Source organism: Pseudomonas cyclaminis (assembly GCF_015163715.1).
In the GTDB taxonomy this organism is placed as follows: domain Bacteria; phylum Pseudomonadota; class Gammaproteobacteria; order Pseudomonadales; family Pseudomonadaceae; genus Aquipseudomonas; species Aquipseudomonas cyclaminis.
In genome coordinates, this window is sequence record NZ_JADDUM010000100.1 from 1 (window position 1) to 17372 (window position 17372).

The following is a 17372-nucleotide window of genomic DNA, read 5'->3' on the forward strand; positions in this document are numbered from 1 at the left end:
GGACGCGGCGGCGGGCCCGGATTGGGTCGTACACCCTCAGGCAGAGGACGCGGCGGCGGGCCCGGATTGGGTCGTACACCCTCAGGCAGAGGACGCGGCGGTGGGCCCGGGCGGAAGTGACCGTGACCCGGTACCGGGTGCCTCGATGCGCTATCAAATATCAGCCCGGACTGACTGCCCGGACTGTTGAATGTCACGCCTACCTTCTGCTGACTACCTGAAGACGGATGAGGTCGCGCAGGACCGGACGGGGCACTTTTTTGTGTGTCGTTATTGACGGACTGTGTAGCAGGTTGGTTGAGTACTGATACCGACATTGAGCTCTCCAGTTCGGTTTTTTCAGGCGCCTTACCTCGCGGACCCAGCCCTCGACGTCAACTGACCGTCAAAAAAACCAGCGCAAGCAGGCTCTTTCTGTGTGGCAGAACAGTGGAAGTCGGTTCCTGAAAGTGCTGAAATTTTCCAATACCTCGTAGGAAGAGCCTAACGAGCGCTTGCCGTGCAACCTGTGCATCACCGCCCCCTGACCGGGAGCGGCGGCGACATCTGGACGTCCACGCAGAATCAAAACCCGACGCTGGCCTGCACAAAGAACGTACGCGGCTCGCCCAGGTACAACCCGGCATTGTTGTCGCTGGAGCGCGTGTAGTGCTGCTGATCAAACAGGTTTTTCACGCCCACGCCCAACTTCAGATTCGACAGTTGCTCGCCGAAGTCATACCCGCTGCGCACGTTGACCGAGACATAACCGGGAATATCACCGTACTGGCCATCGGCGGTGCCCTGGGTGACGTAGGTGCTGGTAGTGCCCGGCGCACGCTGGCCGGACTGAGCGTACACGTCCAGGTTATGGGTCCAGTGATTGACATCGTAGCGCAGGCCCAAGGTGGCCACTTCCCGTGAATACAATGGCAGGTCACGCCCCTTGAATGGCACATCACCCTCAGAGGTGGCCTTGGTGTAGGTGAAACCGGCAGTGGCGGTCAGGCCGTCGAGGCGCGGGTCCAGGTTCGACAGGTCATAGTGGGCCGACGCTTCGATGCCGGCGTGCTTGGTTGCGCCCAAGTTGGTCCAGCCCACGGCATTGCTGACGTATTGCAGTTCATCCGAGAAGTCGATGTAGAAGTACGTCAGTTCGCCGCCCCACACGCTGTCGTTGTAGCGGGTGCCGACCTCGTAGGTCTTGGCCTTTTCCGGGTTCAGGCCGTTGGCGGTCTGGTCACCGGTGCCACCTTGGCCCAGTTGGAAGTACTGCAGGCTGCCGAAAGAGGTTTCGTAGTTGGCGAACAACTTCCAGGCATCGGAGAGGTGGTACATCACGCTCAGGGCCGGCAGGGGCTCGTTGTTGTGGACCTCGCGGCGCTTTTCCGAGGTGCGGGTGCCGTTCAGTGCAATCACTGGGCGGTCGTGCCACTCGGTGCGGATATCTTCGAAGCGAATTCCAGGAGTAACAGTCCACTTGCCAATATCGATTTTGTTATCAATATAGAACGCGTTGGCTTCGGTACCGCCTGTGCGGTCTTGATACACGTGGCCATCACTCTGCCCTCCTGGTGTCGGCACATTGTTGATCAGGTTCAGGCTGGTGGCCTGCTCATGCATGCCTTCCTTGAGGTAGCGATAACCGACGCTGACTTCCTGGGTGCTGGGGCCCACGTCGAACACATGGGACACCCGTGGCTCGATGCCGAAGGTGTAGTAGGTGCGCGGGTAGGAACCGAGGGTCGCGAGGTCGCGGTTGGCGATGTTGCTGCCACGGAAACTATCGGAGTAGTACGTCAGCACTTCGGCCTGGGTACGGTCGTCGATCTGGCGGATGTACTTGAAGGACACGTCCTTGCGCCGCCCGCTAAAGTTGTCCCAGTCGCGCACCGACTGGTACGGGTTGGCGTCGAACTGCTTCTGGGTCAGGCCGCCGGGCATATCGGCGCTGGCGTCGTAGTAGTGGAAGTTCAGCGAGAAGTCGTCTTGATCGGTCGGTGCCCAGTGGGTCTTGAGGATCACGTCGTCGATGTCATTGGAATTGTTGCTGTTGCGATAACCGTTGCCATTGACCCCGGAGTACAGCAGCGCAACGCCGATGCCGTTGTCGGCCGTGCCGCCGATAAAGGCGTTTTCGAGATGCTTCCAACCACCATGGGCGGAGGTTTGCAGGGTGGTGCCGACTTCGCCGGAGAATGTCTGCGGGATCGCACGGGTCACGAAGTTGATCACGCCGCCGACGTTCTGCGGCCCGTAACGCACCGAACCGGCGCCACGCACCACGTCGATGCTGTCCAGGTTACCGGCGGAAATCGGCGCCATCGACAGCTGTGGCTGGCCATACGGCGCGAACGCCGCCGGCACGCCGTCGATCAGCACGGTGGAGCGTGGCGACAGGCGTGACGTCAGCCCGCGCACGCCGACGTTGAGGGAAATATCGCTGCCGCCGGTGCCGTTGGATTCCTGCACCTGCACGCCAGGCACGCGACGCAGCACGTCACCGACGTTCATCGCGCCCTGCTCCACCATGGCTTCACGGCGAATCACCGTGCGTGCGCCAGGATGGTTTTGCACCACTTCGGCATTGGCATCGCCTAGCCAGTCACCCACCACCCGGATGTCGGTGCGCCCAGCTCCACAGGCGAACCGGCCTCACCGGTGCCGCTGTTCAGCGGGCGCAGGGTCACGGAACCGGCGTCGATCTGATAGTCCAGGCCACTGCCTTGCAGCAATTGGCGCAGGGCTTGTTCAGGAGAGAGGTTGCCGTCGACCGCAGGCGCCTGTTTACCCGCGACCATGTCGGAGTTGAAAAATACCTGCAAGGACGTTTGCTGGCCCAACTGGCTCAGCGCCGCGCCCAGGGGTTGAGCCTGGATGTGGATAGCGTCGGCCGCATAGGCCGCAGGCAGTGCGGCGCTGACGGCAAGTGCCAGGGCCAATGGCGCCCAGCGGGCGATTTTATTGTTGTTAACGGCAATTTTTTCACGTCTGACCCAGTCCTGTGATCGCAAAAGTATGCGGCTGTTAATGCAAACCAGTTGCAGCTGCAGGAGAAGACGATGGACGCGGAAAAACCTGAATCTCAGCGTGAAATAATTTCCTGGCTGCCATCCGGCAGCGTTCGCAGGGCCACCGGCAGGATGTGCGGCAACGCTTTGAGCAAGGCATCGGTGTCGTTGGATTTGAACACGCTGGTCAGCCGCAGGTTACCGATGGCAGGCGAGCTGACGCGCAACGGTTGCTCGCGGTAGCGCGACACTTCCCGCGCCACTTCCCCCAGCGTCGCGTTGTTGAACACCAGTTTGCCGCTGCGCCAGGCCGTCAGCTCATCGGTATTCACGGCATAGGACGCCGCCACCCGCCCTTTGCGGTCCACATGCGTCCCCAGGCCCGCCGTCAGTGTCACCAACTCATCCGGTGAACGCCCTTGGACCTTCACGGTGCCGGCCTCAACCATCACACGGGTCTGGTCGTCATCGCGGCGCACATCGAAGCGCGTGCCGGTGACCGTCACCTGCCCTGCCCCGGCGGCCACTACGAACGGTCGGCTGGTGTCGTGCTCGACGCTGAACATGGCTTCGCCCTGTTTAAGCTCCACACCGCGCCGGCTTTTTTCGTAGTGCACTGCCACCACGCTGCGGCTGTTCAAATCCATCACCGAACCATCGGGCAGTGCCACTTGGCGATGCTCCCCCAGACGCGTGCTGAACTCGGCACTGTAGGGCTTCGGATGCTCAAGGCCGCTGAACAGGCCCAGCCCCAGAGCAATCGCGACCACACTGGCCGCGACGGCATAACGCAGCACCGCACGCCGCTTGGGAGGCGCCTCGCATAACGCCTGCAATCGGGCCTTGGGCAGCAGGTCGGTGGCGCTCCACAGGCCTTGCAGCACATCGAATTCATACTGGTGTTCGGGGCTTTCAGCGCGCCACGCGTCGAAACGCTGGCGCTCGGTGGCGTCCAACTCGGCGTCTTGCAGGCGTACAAACCATTGCGCGGCTTCATCGCGGGCACGGCTATCCATCATGGAAGGTCCTGTTTCAGAGCGAGCTTGAGTCATGGGGCCAACGCGTCCAGGCGGTCACGCAGATGCCGCAGGGTGCGGATCATATACTTTTCCACCATGTTCTTGGACAACCCCAGGCGTTCGGCGATTTCCTGCTGGGTGAGGCCCTCGATTTTCTGCCAGATAAAAATCTTGCGGCAGTTGAGCGGCAACTCGGCCAAGGCCCGCTCGATGGATTGCGCCAACTGGATCGCGTGCATGACATGCTCCGGGTCGCCACTGTGGGGTGAGCGCTGATCAAGATTTTCCAGGGCCATGGCGTCGCGGCGGTCCTCACGGCGGTAGGCGTCCACTGCGATATTGCGCGCGGTTTGATGCAGATAGGCGCGCGGCTGCGCGACCTCGGTGGACGTGGACTCAAGCACCCGCACGAAGGTGTCGTGGGCCAGGTCTTCGGCCTGCTGACGGTTTCTCAGGCGGCGCGTCCAGGTTCCGATCAACTCTTCGTAGTGCTCGAAAAAGCCTGTTCTGCGGGGCGGCTGAGGGATCATCGCGGGGGCACTGGGGAGGCGGGGCGTGAATAGTAATGCTTCCTATTAAGTCGAGCAATTGCTACCTGTCGCCCGCCCGCTACCCCGCGGATGAACTTACCTTGTGCGCCATCAGTCAGCTAACTGAACTCATGAATTAAAGGCTGGGTGGGCAATGCACATCTCGTTGGAGCAACAAGTGGCACTGGTGACGGGCGCCAGTTCCGGAATCGGCGCTGGCGCGGCCAAGGCTTTGGCCCAGGCCGGGGCTGCCGTGGTGCTGAACTACAACCGCCAGGCCGCCCCGGCCGAAGCACTGGCGGCGCAGATCAATGCCGCCGGCGGCCGGGCGATTGCCCTTGGCGCCGACGTGTCCAAAGAGGCCGATGTAGAACGGCTGTTCGCCCAGACCCTCAATGCGTTCGGCCACTTGGATATCCTGGTGGCCAACTCCGGCATGCAGAAGGACGCCGCCGTGGTCGACATGACCCTCGACGACTGGAACAGCGTGATCGGCGTCAATCTCACCGGCCAGTTCCTCTGTGCCCGCGCCGCCCTGCGTATCTTCAACCGCCAGGGCATCCGTGAAGGCGTGTCGCGGGCGGCGGGCAAAATCATCCACATGAGTTCGGTGCACCAACTGATCCCCTGGGCCGGGCATGTGAATTACGCCGCGTCCAAGGGCGGCGTGGAGATGCTGATGCGCAGCCTCGCCCAGGAAGTCAGCGAGCAGCGCATCCGCATCAACGGCATTGCTCCGGGGGCGATTCGCACGGCGATCAACCGCGCCGCCACCGAGGGCGCCGCGGAAAAAGAACTGCTGAAGTTGATTCCGTATGGCCGGGTCGGCGATGTGGAAGACGTGGCCAACGCCGTGGTCTGGCTGGCCAGCGACGCCTCCGACTATGTGGTCGGCAGCACCTTGTTCATTGATGGCGGCATGAGCCTGTATCCGGAGTTTCGTGACAATGGTTGATTCGAAAAAGGTTGATTCGAAAAACGAAGCCCAGAGCGCCATCGATGCCCACGGCATCATCGGCGACATGCGCAGTGCCGCGCTGGTGAACGATAAGGGCAGCATCGACTTTTTCTGCTGGCCGGAATTCGACAGTCCGTCGATCTTTTGCGCGCTGCTCGACACCCCCGACGCCGGCATCTTCCAACTCACTCCTGACCTGCCCAACGCGCGCCGCGAACAGATCTACCTGCCGGATACCAACGTGCTGCAAACCCGCTGGCTCAGCGATGAAGCCGTGGTGGAAATCACCGACCTGCTGACCATCAGCGAAGAAGTCGATGATCTGCCCCTGCTTATCCGCCGGATACGCGTGGTCAGCGGCCAAGCCAACATCCACCTGCGTTGCGCCGTGCGCCACGACTATGCACGCACGCCCACCCACGCCACCGTCGATAACGGCACCGTGTGCTTCAGCGCCGACGGCCAGCCTGGCCTGCGGTTGTCCAGCAGCCAATCCTTGCAGCTCGAAGGCAACGCCGCCGTGGCGACGTTTACCCTGACCCAGGAAGAAGGCGCCGAATTCGTCCTCGGTGGCCTGGACGATGAACGCGTCGACAGCAGCTGCACCGACCTGGCGCTGGCCCACACGTTGAAGTTCTGGCGTGGCTGGATCGCCCAATCGAACTACCGCGGGCGCTGGCGCGAAATGGTCAACCGCTCGGCATTGGCGCTGAAGCTTCTGACCTCGCGCAAACACGGCGCAATCATCGCCGCCGCCACCTTCGGGTTGCCGGAGTCACCCGGCGGCGAGCGCAACTGGGACTACCGCTACACCTGGATCCGCGACGCGTCGTTTACCGTCTACGCCTTTATGCGCCTGGGTTTTGTCGACGAGGCCAATGCCTACATGCGCTGGCTCAAGGGCCGGGTCAGCGACTGCTGCGGCCAGCCGACCAAAATCAACATCCTCTACGGCATCGACGGTCGCCAGGAGTTGCCTGAAACCCACTTGGATCAACTGAGTGGCCACGGTGGCGCCAGGCCGGTGCGCATCGGCAATGAGGCGGTCGACCAGATCCAGCTGGATATTTATGGGGAGTTGATGGACGCGGTGTACCTCGTCAACAAGTACGGCGAAGCCATCTCCCACGAGGGCTGGAAACACACGGTAGAAGTCGTCGATCAGGTCTGCGAAATCTGGGACCGGAAAGACGTGGGCATCTGGGAAATGCGCGGCGAGCAACACCACTTCCTGCATTCGCGACTGATGTGCTGGGTGGCCCTGGACCGCGCAATCCGCCTGGCTTCCAAACGCTCGTTGCCGGCGCCGTTTGCGCGCTGGGACAAGACGCGCCAGGCGATCTACGCCGACATCTGGAGCAACTTCTGGAACGAAGAACGCGGACATTTTGTGCAGCACATCGGCAGCACAGCGCTGGATGGCTCGATGCTGCTGATGCCGCTGGTGCGTTTCGTCGCGGCCACCGACCCGCGCTGGTTGAGCACCCTGGAAGCGATCCAGAAAAGCCTGGTGCGCGATGGTATGGTCTACCGTTACCGCAACGACGACAGCCAGATCGACGGCCTGCAAGGCACCGAAGGCGCATTTACCGCGTGCTCGTTCTGGTACGTCGAATGCCTGGCCCGCGCCGGCCAGGTGGAGAAGGCCCACCTGGAATTCGAACAACTGCTGCGCTACGCCAACCCTCTGGGGTTGTACGCCGAAGAGTTCGACAGCCAGGCACGGCATCTGGGCAACACGCCACAAGCGTTGAGCCATTTGGCGCTGATCAGCGCGGCGACGTTCCTGGACCGCAAGTTGAGTGGGGAGAAAACGGTGTGGCAACCTTGAGAGCTGGACGGTGAGGCGCGGACTCAACGGCTCTGTGGTGAGCGGGCTTGCTTCGCTTCAGATGTACTAACGCTGGTCACCAAAGGAGCCCAACCATGATCTTGACCGCCCCATTGCTCCACGTGCAAACCTCCATGCTTGACATCTACTACGAGGCCCACGGCCCTGCCGATGGCGAGCCGGTGATCCTGCTGCATGGTTTCCCTTACGACCCGCGTGCTTATGACGCGATTGCCCCGGTGCTCGCCGGGCGCGGCTGCCGGGTGTTGGTGCCGTATCTGCGCGGTTATGGCCCGACGCGATTTATCAACGCGCAGGTCATGCGTTCCGGGCAGCAGGCAGCGTTGGCCAGGGATCTGCTGGAGTTCATGGATGTGCTGGGCATCGCGCAAGCGACGCTGGCGGGTTATGACTGGGGCGGGCGCGCCGCGTGTATCGTTGCCGCGCTGTGGCCGCAGCGGGTACGCGGGCTGGTGACCGGGGACGGCTACAACATCCAGGACATTGCCAAGTCGCCCACGCCTCGGGCGCCAGTGACGGAGCATCGGTTGTGGTACCAGTATTACTTTCATACCCAGCGCGGTGTGGACGGGTTGACCGCCAACCGCCGCGAACTCTGCGAACTGCTGTGGTCGCTGTGGTCACCGTCCTGGGCCGAGGGGCCGGCTCTGTATGGGCAGACCGCGCCGTCCTTCGATAACCCGGACTTTGTCGCGGTGGTGATTCACTCCTACCGCCACCGTTTCACGTACGCCCCCGGTGATCCGGCGCTGGAAGCCATAGAGCAGGCGCTGGCGCTGCAACCGGCGATCTCGGTGCCGAGCATCTCGTTGTGCGGTGCCGATGACGGCGTAGGCCCGCCGTCGGAAGAGGATGACGACCTGGAGCACTTCAGCGGTTTTTACCGACGCCAGGTGTTGCCCGGCGTGGGCCACAATATTCCCCAGGAAGCTCCACAGGCGACGGTGGCCGCGATCATCGAGTTACTCGACAGGGCTTAGGACGCCGCCGCAATCCTGAAGCTGAACACGCTGCCCTGCCCCTCCACGCTTTCGGCCCAGAGCGTGCCGCCGTGGGCTTCGATGATGCCGTGGGAAATGTACAAACCCAGGCCGCTGCCGGTGGGGTTACCTTCCCGGGAGGTCCAGTAGCGCTCGAAGATGTAGGGCAATTGCGCTGCGCCGATGCCCACGCCGTTATCACAGATGCGAAACAGGACTTCGTGGTCTGCCGCCAGGGCGATCACCTCGATCGCGCCCCCCAGCTCAGTGAATTTCAGGGCATTGCCGAGCAAGTTGGAAAACACCTGGAACAAACGCTCCGGGTCAGCCTGGACCTGCAGTCCGGGCTGAGCCCGCCACGTAAGGTTGATGCCCTTGGCCGCCGCCAACGGCTGCCACATCAGGCCGAGTTGATCCAGGGTCGACTTCACATCCAGAGGCTGCAGGACCACTTGGTAACGCCCGGATTCGATGCGTGAAATATCAATCAGGTCTTCCAGCAGCGTATTCATGCGCGACGTGGCGTTCTGCATGGTTTCAATCGCCGTGGCCAGACGCAGGTTGGATTTGGTCTCGTCGGCGGGCACCAGTTTGCGCATCATGCCGCACTGCATCAGCAGGATCGTCAACGGGCTGCGCAGGTCATGGGAGACCACCGCCACCAGTTCATCCCGGGCCCGTACGGCCGCGTGCTCGCGCTGCACCTGACGCGCCAGGTCATGTTCAAGGGCATTGCGGCGCAGGCTTTCCACGGCCAGCAATTCCGAGGCTGACCATTGCAACGCCTTGCCGTCGACCTGTTGCTTCCACAACTCGAACGACTGGCGCGGGCTCAGCGCAACCGCCGCCGCTTCGCGCACTTTGATCGGCTCCCCGCTCCAGTGCACCGTGGTCTTGACCTCGGATCGAAACCACATCACCGCGTTGTCCACCGGTTTAGGCAAGCGAAAGGCCAGCAGGCCGCTGGCAACCCCTTGATAAGCGGCCGCCGGCGCAAAGTCCGCACTCAGTTGGTGACTGCACACCACGCCTTTGCCCTGCTGCTGAACCCACGGATACAGGGCGCGAATCTGCGCTTCGGTAGGGCACACGCCCACGCAGTGCAGGCGCTCCTCCACCAGAATCGCCACGCCATCGGCGGCCGTCAGGTTCAACAGCGTTTGCGTGTGCGGTCGCAGGCTCTCCATCACATCGCAGGTCGCAACAGCCATCGCGCCGACCAACGCGTCGATCATGTCGATCTTTTGCTTCTGCTGGGCACGCGCCTCCTGTTCCTGCAGCACGGTGATCTGCATCGACAGTAACTGGCCGATGCTGATACAGGCCACGCGCAGTTCATGGGGCACACGCAGGGGCTCGCGGTGGCCGCAGGTGATCAAGCCCCAGAGTGCGCCGTCCTTAAGCAGGGAAATGCTCATCGAGGAGCGCACGCCCATGTTCTTCAAATAATGACAGTGCACCGGCGAGACACTGCGCAGCACTGCAAAACTCAGGTCCAAGGGTTGGCCGTTATCCGGACGCAGCGCTGGCAGGATCGGCACCGGCGTGTAGGCCGCATCGGGAATCACCCGGATCCAGTTCAGCCGGTACAGCTCGCGGGCCTGGGGCGGGATGTCCGATGCCGGGAAACACAGCCCCAGGTAAGGTTGCATGCCATCGCTGAGGGATTCGCCGATCACCTTGCCGTGGCCTTCCTGCTCAAAGCGGTAAAGGGTGACACGGTCGTAACCGGTCAACGCACGGATCTCGGTGACGCAGGTGCCATACAGTCCATCAAGGGTCTTGGCCGATTGCAGGCGGCGCAAGGTCCGGGCCACCGGCAATACAGCCGTGTGCAAGGGTGCCACGAACCGCTCCAGCTCCAGAAACAACAGACCCTGGTGGCGATGCAGCAACACGTCAAAGCGGTCACCGTTGAGGGTCAGTTGACGCGTTTCGTCCTCATCCGCCTCCAGGTCCGCGAGCGCCAGACGTACCAATGCCAGGGCTTCTTCGCCGATCAGGCGACCCAGCGCCTGGCCGGACAACGGCTCGGGGCCCAGGCCCAATTCGGTATTGACGTTGGTGCTGGCCTGCAACACCTCCAGCGTCGGTTCACTGAGCGTCAACAACAATCCGTGGGGCTGGATCGAGCCGGGAATGTGAATAGGCTCGCTCGCGCAATCGTCCCGCAGAGGGACCGCGCTGATCGCAGGTAATGGTTTCATGAGCAACATCACGCCGGGGGGCGGAGGGAGTAGCGGCGCAGGCGAAAGGACTCACCGCGGAAGGTAGTGAGGGCAACATAGCACCTTGATTCAACTGTGTACGTTTTCGTTCAGGCCAGCGCGCAAAAGCGCTCGCGATAGGCCTGGGGCGTGACTGACAAGGCCCGCAAAAAGCTGCGGCGCAGGGTTTCTTCACAACCAAATCCGCACTGCACGGCGATGCGTTTGATTGACGCGTTGCTGTCCGCCAATTGCCGGCGGGCGGTTTCGACGCGGATCAGTTCGACGGCGCGCGCGGGGGTCTGCCCGGTTTCGGCGCGGTAATGGCGCACGAAGCTGCGCTCGCTCATGCCGGCCTGGGCGGCCAGGGTCGCAATGTTCAACTCCAGGGTGAGGTTTTCGGCCATCCAGGCGTGCAGTTCGGCGAAGCGGCCGTCGCCCTTTTGCAGCGACAGGGTCACGCTGAATTGCGATTGGCCGCCGGGGCGCTTGAGAAACACCACCAGGTGCCGCGCCACTTCCAGCGCGACTGCGCCGCCGAGGTCTTCTTCCACCAAGGCCAGGCACAGATCGATGCCGGCGGTCACACCGGCCGACGTCCACACCGCGCCCTGCTGGATGAAGATCGGGTTGGACTCCACCGTCAGGGAAGGAAACCTGCGCGCCAGTTCTTCGCAGCGCGTCCAGTGGGTCGCCACGCGGCAACCGTCGAGCATGCCGCTGGCGGCGAGCAAAAAAGCGCCCGTGCACACCGAGGTCATGCGCCGGGTGTGCCGGGCCTTTTCCCGCACCCAGTCCACCAGTGCCAGGTCTTCAGAAGCGCCGTACACGCCCCAGCCGCCGGCGATCACCAACGTGTCGCACGGCGCATCCACGGCGGGTAACGGCTCTGCCACCAAGGCCAGGCCCGCAGAGGTCATCACCGGTTCGCGCTGGGCGGCGATCACCGAGACGGCGTAAGGCAACGGCTGGCCGCGCTGGCGGGCCAAGTCATTGGCGGAGGCGAACACCTGCAACGGCCCGGTCACGTCGAGCACCTGGGCGTTATCGAAAGCGAGGACGTGGACAATTCTGGGCATGATTGGCGTGATTCGTGGGGTCAATGGCGTATTCGCCAAAGCCTAGGCCTCTAGAGTGAAGCCGTCCACCCCTTATCGGAGCATTCTCGATGACCTTGCAGATCGGCTTTGTGTTGTTTCCCGGCATCCAGCAATTGGACCTGACCGGCCCTTATGACGTGCTGGGCTCGCTGCCGGATGTGAAGTTGCACCTGGTGTGGAAAGACTTGGCGCCGGTCACGTCCAGCACGGGGTTGGTGTTCACACCGACCACCACCTATGCCGACTGCCCGACCTGGATGTGCTCTGCGTGCCCGGCGGTTCCGGCGTTGGCGCGCTGATGGAAGACCCGGCCACCCTGGACTTCCTCAAGGCCCAGGCCCAGACCGCACGCTACGTGACCTCGGTGTGCACCGGCTCGCTGGTACTCGGCGCGGCGGGCCTGCTGCGCGGCCGCAAGGCCACCACCCACTGGGCCTACCACGACATGCTCGCCCCGCTCGGCGCCATCCCGGTGCAGGAGCGCGTGGTGCGTGACGGCAACCTGTTTACCGGGGGCGGGATCACAGCGGGGATCGACTTCGCGCTGGTACTGGCGGCTGAGTTGTACAGCGAAGCGGCGGCGCAACTGGTGCAGTTGCAGATCGAATATGCACCGGCCCCGCCGTTCGATTCGGGCAGCCCCCGGACGGCGCCCGCCCATGTGCTGGAAGAGGCGAAGAAGCGCACGGTTGAATCGCGCCGGGTCCGCGGTGAGATCACCGCACGGGCGGCGGCGCGGTTGGGCTGACGCTGTAGCGGGCAAGGCTTGCCCTGATGCCAGTCAGTTGGGACGCGACATCACCGCCAGGCGCACGGCCAGCAGCATCAGTACCGTCGCCAGGCCCCACTTCTGCAGCCATGCGCTATATGTGCGCCTGGCAAAGAACCGGCTGAGCCCGCCACCAAAACACCCCAGCAGTGCGTGAAACACACCGGCGATCACGGTCAGCACGCCGCCCAGCACCATCAATTGCATGGCGACAGGCCCGGCCTCGGGCCTTACGAACTGCGGCAGAAAGACCAGGAAAAACAGCAATGCCTTGGGGTTGAGCAAGCTATTGAGCATCGCCTGCCAACCTACTCGGCTCAAGGGCACACGGTTGACGTGGGCCATGTCCAGGCCAGGGCTTTTCTGCAAGGTCTTGAACACCAGCCACAACAGGTAGATCACCCCCGCATACCGGATCACATCAAAGGATGGCGGCCAACTGGCGACCAGCGCCGTCACCCCGCTGGCGGTCAATACCGTCAGCAGCAGGTCCGCCACGCTGATGCCCAGCGCCGACGCCACTCCACCGCGCCAGCCGTGGGTCACGCCGTGGCTGACAACAAAGGCCATGTTCGGTCCCGGAGACAGCAGCAACAGCACCACTGCACCGGAAAATATCGCCAGGGTCGCCACGTCGATCATGCTCAGCCCTCCGTCAGGAAAGCACGCAGCCTAATCGGCCAGCCTTGGGCAAACAAAAAATTGTGCTGGATACAATGCTCCCCAGTGATTGCTCATTGCCACGGCCAACGTCTAGAATGCGAAACATTATCAATTAAGACTGCTGCGCCAGGATGCCCATGTCGAGCGATCACCCACTGGACCATGCCGCCATCGGCCAGCTGTACCACGCCCATCATTCCTGGCTGCGCGGCTGGTTGAGCCGGCGCACCGGTTGCCGCGAGCATGCCGCCGACCTGGCCCAGGAAACCTTCGTGCGCCTGCTCAATGCGCGCAAGCAGCAGACGGTGCAGCAGCCACGCGCCTACCTGAGCAGCATCGCGCGCAGCCTGATGATCGACCAGTATCGGCGCCGTGAACTGGAGCGCGCCTATCTGGAAAGCCTCGCGCATTTCCCGCAGGTACAAGTGCCGTCGGAGGAAACCCGGCGGCTGATCCTCGACAGCCTGGAACGTATCGACCGCCTGCTCGACCAACTCAAGCCACGCGTGCGCGAAGCGTTCCTGTTGGCCCAACTCGACGGCCTGACCTGCGCACAGATCGCCCTGCGCCTGAACGTCTCCAAGGCCACCGTGGAACGCGACCTGGCCAAGGCGCTGCACGCCTGTTATCGGTTGCGTTATGCCGAACTATGACCCGCGCCTGGTCGACCAGGCCATCCAGTGGATGATCACACTGCGCTTCAACACCGCCGACGATGCCAGCACCGCCGCATTTGACCGTTGGCTGCACACCAGCGCCGAACACCAGCAGGTGTGGCAGCGGGTGGCGACCATGAATGACGACTTCAGCCAGTTGCCGGCCCAGGTCGGGCGCCATGCCCTGCGCGGTGCGCGCCAACGCATCAGCCGCCGTGACGGCTTGAAACTGCTCGGGCTGGTGGCCGGCACCGCCGGTTTGACCTGGCTCGGCCGCGACTACACGCCGCTGCCCGCCCTGATGGCCGATTACCGCACCGTCACCGGCGAACGGCGCTGGGTGGCGCTGAACGATGGCAGCCGCATCCAGCTCAACAGCGCCAGTGCCTTTGATACGGCTTTTAATCAGGCGCGGCGCCTGGTGCACTTGCGCCAGGGTGAAATCCTGGTCAATACCGGCGGCGACAGCCGACCCTTCTGGGTGCAGACCCGCGACGGTTACCTGCGCGCCCTCGGCACGCGTTTCCTGGTGCGTGAAGACGCCCAAGGCACGTTGCTCGCCGTGCAACAGGGCACGGTGGCGCTGTTTGCCGACCGCCATGACGCCAGCGCCCGGCAGTTGATCCAGCCGGGCGAACAGGTGCTGTTCGACCGCCATGGCATTCGCCCTCCCCGCGCCAATGGCCTGGACCCTTGGGCCTGGAGCGACGGCGTGATCAGCGCCCACAACATGCGCCTGGATGACTTCCTCGCCGAGCTGGGGCGTTATCGCAACGGCCTGCTACGTTGCAGCGAAGCGGTCGCCGGGATGCGCGTGTCGGCACCTATCAGTTGGACGATACCGATCAAGTGCTCAGCCTGGTGGCACATTCCCTCAAGGTCGACGTCACCTACCGCAGCCGTTATTGGGTGACCGTCTCGCCCCGCGTATAACCCTTCAAAAATAAATGAGGTGAATTCGCATTGCCGCTCGACCTGTAAGGAAAGGCCGATCAACAGGCCGGTTCTGTTCACTTCCTTCAGGAGCATCCCGCGGTCATGCAAGCGTTCCCCTTCCAACGTTCCCCCCTCAAGCGCGCGGTGCAGGCCGCTTTGCTCGGCGCCTGCCTGAGCAGCGCCGCCGTGCCGCTGGCCGCGAGGGCTGAAACCCCAGCCAGTGATACCCAGACCCGCGACTGGCAGATCGCCGCCGGCTCCCTGGCCAACACGCTGGACCAGTTCGCCCGTCAGGCCGGTGTCAGCCTGTCGTACGACGCCACCAGCGTCGCCGGCAAGACCAGCCCAGGCCTCAGCGGCCGCTTCGATCCGCAACAGGCCCTCGGCCAGTTGCTGCGAGGCCAAGGCCTGGAGGCCCAGCGCCAGGGCAACAACACGTGGTTACTCCTGCCGCAGGCGGCCCAAACCGGTGCACTGAACCTGGGCGCCACAATGGTCACCGGCGAACGCTTGGGGGCCATCACCGATGGCACCGGTTCCTACACCACCGGCGCCGTGACCATCGGCAAAGGTGAACATAGCCTGCGGGAAACACCGCAGTCGGTCAGTGTGCTGACCCGCCAACTGATGGATGACCAGAACCTCACCACCATTGACGACGTGATGGAACGCACGCCGGGGATCACCACCTACGAGTCGCCCATGGGCGGCAAGTATTTCTATTCCCGTGGGTTCAAGATGCTCGGCCAGTACCAGTACGACGGCGTGCCACTGGACATGGGCAAGGACTACGTACAAGCCGACAGTTTCAGCGCCAACATGGCGATCTACGACCGGGTGGAAGTGCTCAAGGGCGCAGCCGGAATGCTCAAGGGCGCCGGCACCGCCAGCGGCGCGGTGAACTTCGTGCGCAAACGACCACAGGCCAAGCCCACCACCAGCCTGTCGTTGTCCGCCGGCACTTGGGACAACTACCGCGCCGACGTCGACACCGGTGGCCCGTTGAATGACAGCGGCACCGTGCGCGGCCGCGCAGCGATCAGCCAGCAGACTCGCGGTTCCTACATGGACATTCAGAAGCGCCAGGACCAGGCCTTCTACGGCGCATTGGACATCGACCTCAACCCCGACACCACCCTGGGCGTCGGCGCCAGCTACGAAGACGTCGACGCCAGCCCGTGCTGGGGCGGTCTGCCGCGCTACGCCGATGGCAAAAGCGCCAACCTCAGCCGCTCCACGTGCCTGGGCCAGTCCTGGAACGACTGGCAAAGCCGGCGCACCACGTTCTTCGCCGACCTGACCCATCAATTCAACGATGACTGGAAACTCAAGGTGTCAGCGGTGCACAGCCGCAACCTGCAAGACACCAAGTACGCCGCCAGCGAAGGCACCATCGCCTACGACAACCCGACGCCCACCGCCAACTCTTACGCGGCGCTGATGGACTACAACCACAAGGACTTCGGCCTCGACGCCTACGTCGACGGCAAGTTCGAAGCCTTTGGCCTGGAACATGAGTTGATCCTCGGTGCCAACGGCAGCCGTGGTACCCAGGACGACGTGTACGCAATCCAGAACCTACCCAAGCGCCAGAGCATCTACCAACCCGATCACCACTTCCCGGAACCGGACAACAGCAGCTTCTGGCCGAACATGTACCGGGGTGGCACGGTCAAGGAGACCGCCACCCAATATGGCACCTATGCCACCTTGCGCCTGCGCCTGGCCGAGCCGCTGATGCTGATCGTCGGCAGCCGCGTCAGTTGGTACGAGAACCGTCGTCAATCCTACAACCTGTCCTGGGGCGAATGGGCCACGCAGGACGCACGCACCCGTGAAACCGGCGAAGTCACGCCGTTTGCCGCGCTGATCTACGACCTCAACGAGCACCTGTCGGTGTACGCCAGCTATGCGGATATTTTCCAGCCGCAAAGCTCTTACGCCACCGTTGACGGCGCGGCCCTCAAGCCGAAGGTCGGCGACAACTACGAGTTGGGCATCAAGGGCGAATGGTTCGACGGGCGCCTCAACAGCTCCCTGGCGTTGTTCCGCGCCATTGAGAAAAACGGCGCCGAATCCGACTACACCACCCAATGCGCGACCTCCGCCGACGGCTTTTGCTACACCGACAAAGGCAAGGTGCGCGCCCAGGGCGTGGAGGCCGAAATCAGCGGTGAAGTGCTCGAACGCCTGCAACTGTTCGGCGGCTATACCTACACCCAGACCCAATCCCTGAGCACCATCGACGTTGCGAAGCAGGGTGGCACGTCCAACACCTATGTGCCCCGTCACATGCTGCGCTTGTGGGGCGACTACCAGCTCGACGGCGCGCTGTCGAAATGGAGCGTCGGCACAGGGGTCAATGCCCAGAGCAGCAACTATCGCGTGCAGACCATCAAGCTCGAACAACCCGGTTACGCCACCTGGAACGCACGCCTGGCGTACCGCGTCGATGACACCTGGACGGTGGCGCTCAATGGCAACAACCTGTTTGATAAAACCTACTACAACACCGTGGGCACCGCCTCCTGGGGCAACTTTTATGGCGAACCGCGTAATTTTACGGTGAGTTTGAAAGGCAACTTCTAATCCCGCGAAAGCCCCGGTGGCAGGGCACTTAGTGCGCCCTGCCTCCTCTCTTTGTCCCCCTTTCCCACCGCGCTTATAAAAAGGTTTTACCGTTAAGCAGGAAAAATCCCATATTTGTTCCTA

Annotated in this window: 11 protein-coding genes and 3 pseudogenes; 8 read left to right on the top strand and 6 right to left on the bottom strand. The window is 63.0% G+C overall.

The window, feature by feature from the left end:
• Positions 1-190, top strand: a 190-nt coding sequence (locus IQK56_RS31405) for a hypothetical protein (RefSeq protein ID WP_206691838.1), incomplete at its 5' end; no start/stop codon positions are given.
• A gap of 374 nt (positions 191-564) precedes the next feature.
• Here IQK56_RS31405 and IQK56_RS13995 read toward each other — a convergent pair.
• The 3 genes and pseudogenes from IQK56_RS13995 to IQK56_RS14005 form a co-directional block, all read right to left on the bottom strand.
• Positions 565-2960: pseudogene (locus IQK56_RS13995) on the bottom strand (TonB-dependent siderophore receptor).
• A 104-nt stretch (positions 2961-3064) separates the two neighbouring features.
• The gene (locus IQK56_RS14000) at positions 3065-4009 is read right to left on the bottom strand and encodes a FecR family protein (RefSeq protein WP_425274558.1); all 945 of its coding nucleotides are present in this window, start codon (positions 4007-4009) and stop codon (positions 3065-3067) included.
• 29 nt (positions 4010-4038) lie between these two features.
• Entirely contained in the window at positions 4039-4539 is a 501-nt protein-coding gene (locus IQK56_RS14005) for a sigma-70 family RNA polymerase sigma factor (RefSeq protein ID WP_150677230.1), read from the bottom strand.
• 154 nt (positions 4540-4693) lie between these two features.
• Between IQK56_RS14005 and IQK56_RS14010 the strand changes: the two genes are divergently transcribed.
• From IQK56_RS14010 to IQK56_RS14020, 3 genes are all read left to right on the top strand, one after another.
• Positions 4694-5494, top strand: a complete 801-nt coding sequence (locus tag IQK56_RS14010; RefSeq protein WP_193862488.1) for a glucose 1-dehydrogenase — start codon at positions 4694-4696, stop codon at positions 5492-5494.
• Entirely contained in the window at positions 5487-7328 is a 1842-nt protein-coding gene (locus IQK56_RS14015; protein ID WP_193862489.1) for a glycoside hydrolase family 15 protein, read from the top strand. The genes IQK56_RS14010 and IQK56_RS14015 overlap by 8 nt, the downstream gene beginning before the upstream one ends.
• 95 nt (positions 7329-7423) lie before the next feature.
• Positions 7424-8329, top strand: coding sequence for an alpha/beta fold hydrolase (locus tag IQK56_RS14020; RefSeq protein ID WP_122305310.1), 906 nt, complete (start codon positions 7424-7426; stop codon positions 8327-8329).
• On the opposite strand, the gene IQK56_RS14025 is transcribed toward IQK56_RS14020, so the two are convergent.
• Positions 8326-10536 (bottom strand): ATP-binding protein, encoded by a 2211-nt coding sequence (locus IQK56_RS14025; RefSeq protein WP_193862490.1) that lies wholly within the window; start codon positions 10534-10536, stop codon positions 8326-8328. The two genes, IQK56_RS14020 and IQK56_RS14025, sit on opposite strands and share 4 nt — an antisense overlap.
• Before the next feature lie 110 nt (positions 10537-10646).
• Positions 10647-11615 (bottom strand): GlxA family transcriptional regulator, encoded by a 969-nt coding sequence (locus tag IQK56_RS14030; RefSeq protein WP_122305308.1) that lies wholly within the window; start codon positions 11613-11615, stop codon positions 10647-10649.
• Positions 11616-11704: 89 nt separating this feature from the next.
• Here IQK56_RS14030 and inhA point away from each other — a divergent pair.
• Positions 11705-12384: pseudogene (gene inhA, locus IQK56_RS14035) on the top strand (isonitrile hydratase).
• Positions 12385-12417: 33 nt separating this feature from the next.
• Here the strand turns inward: inhA and IQK56_RS14040 are convergent.
• Complete coding sequence (locus IQK56_RS14040) at positions 12418-13047, bottom strand: LysE family translocator (protein WP_193862491.1); 630 nt, start codon at positions 13045-13047, stop codon at positions 12418-12420.
• A gap of 158 nt (positions 13048-13205) precedes the next feature.
• Here IQK56_RS14040 and IQK56_RS14045 point away from each other — a divergent pair, with 158 nt between their 5' ends.
• The 3 genes and pseudogenes from IQK56_RS14045 (at position 13206) to IQK56_RS14055 (ending at position 17249) form a co-directional block, all read left to right on the top strand.
• On the top strand, positions 13206-13721 hold the full coding sequence (locus IQK56_RS14045; protein WP_122305305.1) for a sigma-70 family RNA polymerase sigma factor: 516 nt from the start codon (positions 13206-13208) through the stop codon (positions 13719-13721).
• Positions 13708-14657: pseudogene (locus IQK56_RS14050) on the top strand (FecR domain-containing protein). The gene IQK56_RS14045 and the pseudogene IQK56_RS14050 overlap by 14 nt, the downstream one beginning before the upstream one ends.
• 105 nt (positions 14658-14762) lie before the next feature.
• Entirely contained in the window at positions 14763-17249 is a 2487-nt protein-coding gene (locus tag IQK56_RS14055) for a TonB-dependent siderophore receptor (protein WP_193862493.1), read from the top strand.
• Positions 17250-17372: the final 123 nt, after the last annotated feature.

Bases quoted from the DNA above. Each gene is read 5' to 3' on its own strand.
- IQK56_RS14000 (WP_425274558.1), bottom strand. From the start codon at position 4,009: ATGATGGATAGCCGTGCCCGCGATGAAGCCGCGCAATGGTTTGTACGC.
- IQK56_RS14005 (WP_150677230.1), bottom strand. From the start codon at position 4,539: ATGATCCCTCAGCCGCCCCGCAGAACAGGCTTTTTCGAGCACTACGAA.
- IQK56_RS14010 (WP_193862488.1), top strand. From the start codon at position 4,694: ATGCACATCTCGTTGGAGCAACAAGTGGCACTGGTGACGGGCGCCAGT.
- IQK56_RS14015 (WP_193862489.1), top strand. From the start codon at position 5,487: ATGGTTGATTCGAAAAAGGTTGATTCGAAAAACGAAGCCCAGAGCGCC.
- IQK56_RS14020 (WP_122305310.1), top strand. From the start codon at position 7,424: ATGATCTTGACCGCCCCATTGCTCCACGTGCAAACCTCCATGCTTGAC.
- IQK56_RS14025 (WP_193862490.1), bottom strand. From the start codon at position 10,536: ATGAAACCATTACCTGCGATCAGCGCGGTCCCTCTGCGGGACGATTGC.
- IQK56_RS14030 (WP_122305308.1), bottom strand. From the start codon at position 11,615: ATGCCCAGAATTGTCCACGTCCTCGCTTTCGATAACGCCCAGGTGCTC.
- IQK56_RS14040 (WP_193862491.1), bottom strand. From the start codon at position 13,047: ATGATCGACGTGGCGACCCTGGCGATATTTTCCGGTGCAGTGGTGCTG.
- IQK56_RS14045 (WP_122305305.1), top strand. From the start codon at position 13,206: ATGTCGAGCGATCACCCACTGGACCATGCCGCCATCGGCCAGCTGTAC.
- IQK56_RS14055 (WP_193862493.1), top strand. From the start codon at position 14,763: ATGCAAGCGTTCCCCTTCCAACGTTCCCCCCTCAAGCGCGCGGTGCAG.